The sequence below is a fragment of the Flavobacterium sp. GNP010 genome (assembly GCF_056428945.1).
In genome coordinates, this window is record NZ_JBWJVK010000077.1 from 1 (window position 1) to 4,211 (window position 4,211).

5 protein-coding genes are annotated in these 4,211 nt (G+C 35.3%); 3 read left to right on the forward strand and 2 right to left on the reverse strand.

From position 1 onward, the window contains the following. The first annotated feature begins 56 nt into the window (after positions 1-56). Together cysM and AC061C_RS15285 are read left to right on the forward strand one after the other, a co-directional pair. Positions 57-944, forward strand: coding sequence for a cysteine synthase CysM (cysM, locus tag AC061C_RS15280; protein ID WP_478291886.1), 888 nt, complete (start codon positions 57-59; stop codon positions 942-944). 90 nt (positions 945-1,034) lie between these two features. After that, positions 1,035-1,679 (forward strand): SGNH/GDSL hydrolase family protein, encoded by a 645-nt coding sequence (locus AC061C_RS15285; protein WP_478291887.1) that lies wholly within the window; start codon positions 1,035-1,037, stop codon positions 1,677-1,679. A 90-nt stretch (positions 1,680-1,769) separates the two neighbouring features. Here AC061C_RS15285 and AC061C_RS15290 read toward each other — a convergent pair whose 3' ends face one another. After that, on the reverse strand, positions 1,770-2,180 hold the full coding sequence (locus AC061C_RS15290; RefSeq protein WP_417943411.1) for an OsmC family protein: 411 nt from the start codon (positions 2,178-2,180) through the stop codon (positions 1,770-1,772). 400 nt (positions 2,181-2,580) lie between these two features. Next, a complete protein-coding gene (locus tag AC061C_RS15295; RefSeq protein ID WP_478291888.1) occupies positions 2,581-2,808 on the reverse strand; it encodes a hypothetical protein in 228 nt (75 codons plus the stop codon). Between the two features lie 519 nt (positions 2,809-3,327). Between AC061C_RS15295 and AC061C_RS15300 the strand changes: the two genes are divergently transcribed. Continuing rightward, positions 3,328-4,211 (forward strand): class I SAM-dependent RNA methyltransferase (locus tag AC061C_RS15300; RefSeq protein ID WP_478291889.1); only part of this gene is annotated, 884 nt, incomplete at its 3' end.

Genomic DNA, 4,211 nt, shown 5'->3' on the forward strand with positions numbered 1-4,211 from the left:
TGAATATCAATTGTAAACCTAAAATCTGAGGTTTGCGCCTTAAGTTACTATACCGCATGAAATCACAAAAAATATTAGACCTAATTGGCAATACACCATTAGTAGAAGCTACTAACTTGGTACAAAACAAGAATGTAAAACTTTTATTAAAGCTCGAAGGCAACAACCCAGGAGGTAGTGTAAAAGATCGTGCCGCCTACAACATGATCGCTGCTGCCATAGAACGAGGGGATATCAAAAAAGGAGACAAGCTAATTGAGGCCACAAGTGGCAACACCGGAATTGCTTTGGCAATGATTGCACAGTTGTTCCATATCGAAATTGAATTAGTTTTACCAGAAGATTCTACTAAAGAACGTACGCAAACAATGCGTGCATATGGCGCTACTGTGATTTTAACTCCTGCGGCAACGGGAATTATTGGATCACGAGATTATGCCGACAAAAAAGTAGCCGAAGGCGGTTACGTAATGCTCAATCAGTTTGCAAATGAAGACAACTGGAAAGCGCATTACAAAACAACTGGACCAGAAATTTGGAACGATACCGAAGGAACTGTAACGCACTTTATTGCAGCTATGGGAACCACGGGCACCATAATCGGTACTTCAAGTTATTTAAAAGAAAAGAATCCAGCCATTCAGATTGTGGGCGCTCAACCCAGCGATGGATCTCAAATACCGGGAATTAGAAAATGGCCACAGGAATATTTACCAAAAATATTTGATGCTGATAAAGTTGATCGAATCATTGAAGTTTCAGAGGAAGAAGCTAGAGCCATGACCAAACGTTTGGCGCTAGAGGAAGCAATTTTTGCGGGAATGAGTAGCGGTGGTTCAGTTGCAACTGCGGTTAAAATTGCCGAAGAATTAGATTCTGGCGTAATTGTAGCCATTATTTGTGACCGTGGCGACCGGTATTTATCTTCGGATTTATTCGATTAGTGTTAATAGGATTGTACAAACAACTTTATCTTTATTTCAATTTTAGAAAAAGTGTCTTGACTCAGGAAGACAATTCTTTATGTGATTACTATGGGAAGACAATTAGCTCAAGATTGGCCAAATTTAAAAAAATACCAAAACGAAAATACGACACTGCAAAAAGCAACTTCTAGCAAAGAAAGAGTAGTTTTTATGGGTGATTCAATAACCGAATTTTGGAGCATTTCGGATCCTCTTTTTTTTAATGAAAGTCTTTATATCAATCGCGGCATCAGCGGTCAAACAACACCTCAAATGCTTGTTCGTTTTAGAGCTGATGTTGTTGCGTTGCAGCCAGCCGTTGTGCATATTCTAGCAGGAATCAATGACATTGCCGGTAATACAGGTCCCACGACTTTAGAAATGATAGCCAACAATATCTTTTCGATGGCTGAATTGGCAAAAGCAAACCAAATTAAAGTGATTTTATGTTCTGTATTGCCAGCGCATGATTTCCCTTGGAATCCCAATCAAAATCCAGCTGAAAAAGTGATTGCTTTAAATAAAATGATAAAAAATTATGCTGACGCCAATAACATTCTTTATCTCGATTATTTTTCGGCTATGAAAGATAAACACAACGGATTGCGTGCAGACTATTCCGGAGACGGCGTACATCCCAACAAATTAGGGTATCAAATAATGGCACCTCTTGCTGAAAAAGCAATCGTAGAAATCTTGGGACAAAATAATTAGATTATAGGAATGAAATTCATAATTTCTTTGTAAAAAATAAAAAGGCTCGATTTGCATTAAATCGAGCCTTTTTAAAATGTTAAATTTTGATTATCCTAAAGTGGCTGTACTTGAAATTGCTGCATTCAATACTTTAGAAATAGGACAATTTTTCTCAGCTTTAGTGACCAATTGCTGAAAAGCATCATCAGTTATTCCAGTGACTTTCGCCTGAACCGTTAAATGTGACGTTAAAATTGTTCCGTCGACCAAATCAATATCGCATTTGGTTTCGATACTTTCAATTTCAAAACCAGCTTCGGTAATGTATGCCGAAAGTTGCATCGTAAAACAACCTGAATGAGCCGCTGCAATCAGTTCTTCGGGATTTGTCCCTACGCCTTCTTCAAAACGAGATTTAAAGGAATATTGCGTATCGTTTAGAGTGGTGCTTTGTGTGGTTAATTTTCCGGTTCCTTCTTTGAGTGAACCATTCCAGACTGCTGTTGCGTTTCTTTTCATAATATCTATTTTTTTATATACTCAAATTTAAGCTTTTTAAAAAAGAAACCCTTTCATGAGCTTGACATTTAACGTTAATTTAAAAAATCATTAAACAAAACGACATCAATAGCATGCGGATTCTGTCTATTGACTTTAAAAGTTTCTAGAAGTGTCCACATAAACTATAATCCTTTCGTTTTAAACTGTATTACAAATAAATTTACATAATAGAGTAGATCTATTTTATAAAATTACGATGTTGCACTACAGCAATAAATAAAATAAGTTTAAACTGCAAAAGAATAATATTGCAGCATTTGGTTTGGCATAAAAAAATAAAAAATCGGTATAAATTAAACCAATATTAGGTCAATTTATACCGATTTAAAACTCAAATCAATACTATGTGATGTGTTTTTTAGTTACTGCTTTTACCTCTTAATAGCGCAACTATAATAATTATGAAAACGGCCGCACCTACAACTAAAAGCCATGGTTCTGCATACCAATCATTTCCTCCATCGTTTAAATTCAAATTTACATCTACTTCTTTATCTTGCGCCTGTGCGATTCCTTGAAATAAGAAAAGTGACGCTATTGCTAAAGTTTTTTTAAAATTTGTGCTGCTGTTTTGTATTTGTTTCATGTTAATTATTTTAAATTAATGACAAAAATTATGTTAATAATGATATTAAAACAAATTTATTAATACAATTGAATGGAATTGTTATTCAATTAAATTAAAACATTACATAATTTACATAATCTACTTGAGAACCTACACCGCTACATATTTATAAAATTTTGATGAGTATTGAAAGGCCTTCGTTAATTTGGGTTGAAAAAAAAATGAACCATAGGTGAATCTATAGTATGTTTTGCCAGTCAAAATTTATAGTAAAAAACAACAGAAAAAGTAGCGCCTTGATTGATTCCATTAGTCACACGCTGCCCCTGATTGTAGTGAAAATCCCGAAGGTGCAGAAGCGTAAAAAACCGTGCGAGAAAAGAGCGACCGCAGCAAGCTCCTTTTCTCGCCGGTTTTGAGCTCCTGAAACAAGGATTTGCAACGAAAAGCAGGAAAAGGCACAAATAAAACTAGGTGATTTTAAAAAAAATTCCCAATTTGAATTTATAAAACCATTCAAACGCTTATTTTTGCGCTATGGCTAAGAAAAATACAGACAAAGTTGTCTTTCATCAAATAAAAGTCCTTGATGCTGGTGCAAAAGGCGTATCGGTAGCAAAGGCGCCGGATGGTAAAGTAATTTTTATCCCAAATGTCGTTCCTGGCGATGTGGTTGATGTGCAAACGTTCAAGAAACGTAAGGCGTACTACGAAGGAAAAGCAGTTCACTTTCATGAATTTTCTGAACATAGAATTGAACCAATTTGCGAGCATTTTGGTGTTTGTGGTGGTTGTAAATGGCAGAATATGAAGTACAGCCAACAGTTGTATTACAAGCAAAATGAGGTGCTGAATCATTTACAACGCATTGGAAAAGTGGAGCTTCCAGAATTTGAATCGATTCTAGGTTCAGAGAAACAGTTTTTTTACAGAAACAAAATGGAATTTTCGTTTTCTAACAGTCGCTGGTTGACCGAAAAGGAAATTAGTAGTACTGAAGATTTAGGAAACAGAAACGCACTTGGTTTCCATATTCCTAAAATGTGGGATAAAATTCTGGATATTAACAAATGTCATTTGCAAGAAGATCCATCGAATGCAATAAGAAACGCTGTTCGTGATTTTGCAAATGCAAACGGACTCACGTTTTTCAACCCAAGAGAACATTCTGGTTTGCTTAGAACCTTGATGCTAAGAACGGCTTCGACTGGTGAAATCATGGTTTTGATTCAGTTTTTTGAAAATGATAAGAACAACAGAGAATTAATTCTGGATCACCTTTACGAAAAATTCCCTCAAATTACGTCATTGCAATACGTTATCAATAATAAAGCAAACGATACTTTATATGATACAGATATTAAATTATACAAAGGAAGAGATTATATTTTGGAGGAAATGGAAGGTTTGAAATTTAGCAT

Excerpts from the sequence above, each read along its gene's own strand:
- cysM (WP_478291886.1), top strand. The coding sequence starts at position 57 with ATGAAATCACAAAAAATATTAGACCTAATTGGCAATACACCATTAGTA.
- AC061C_RS15290 (WP_417943411.1), bottom strand. The coding sequence starts at position 2,180 with ATGAAAAGAAACGCAACAGCAGTCTGGAATGGTTCACTCAAAGAAGGA.
- AC061C_RS15285 (WP_478291887.1), top strand. The coding sequence starts at position 1,035 with ATGGGAAGACAATTAGCTCAAGATTGGCCAAATTTAAAAAAATACCAA.
- AC061C_RS15295 (WP_478291888.1), bottom strand. The coding sequence starts at position 2,808 with ATGAAACAAATACAAAACAGCAGCACAAATTTTAAAAAAACTTTAGCA.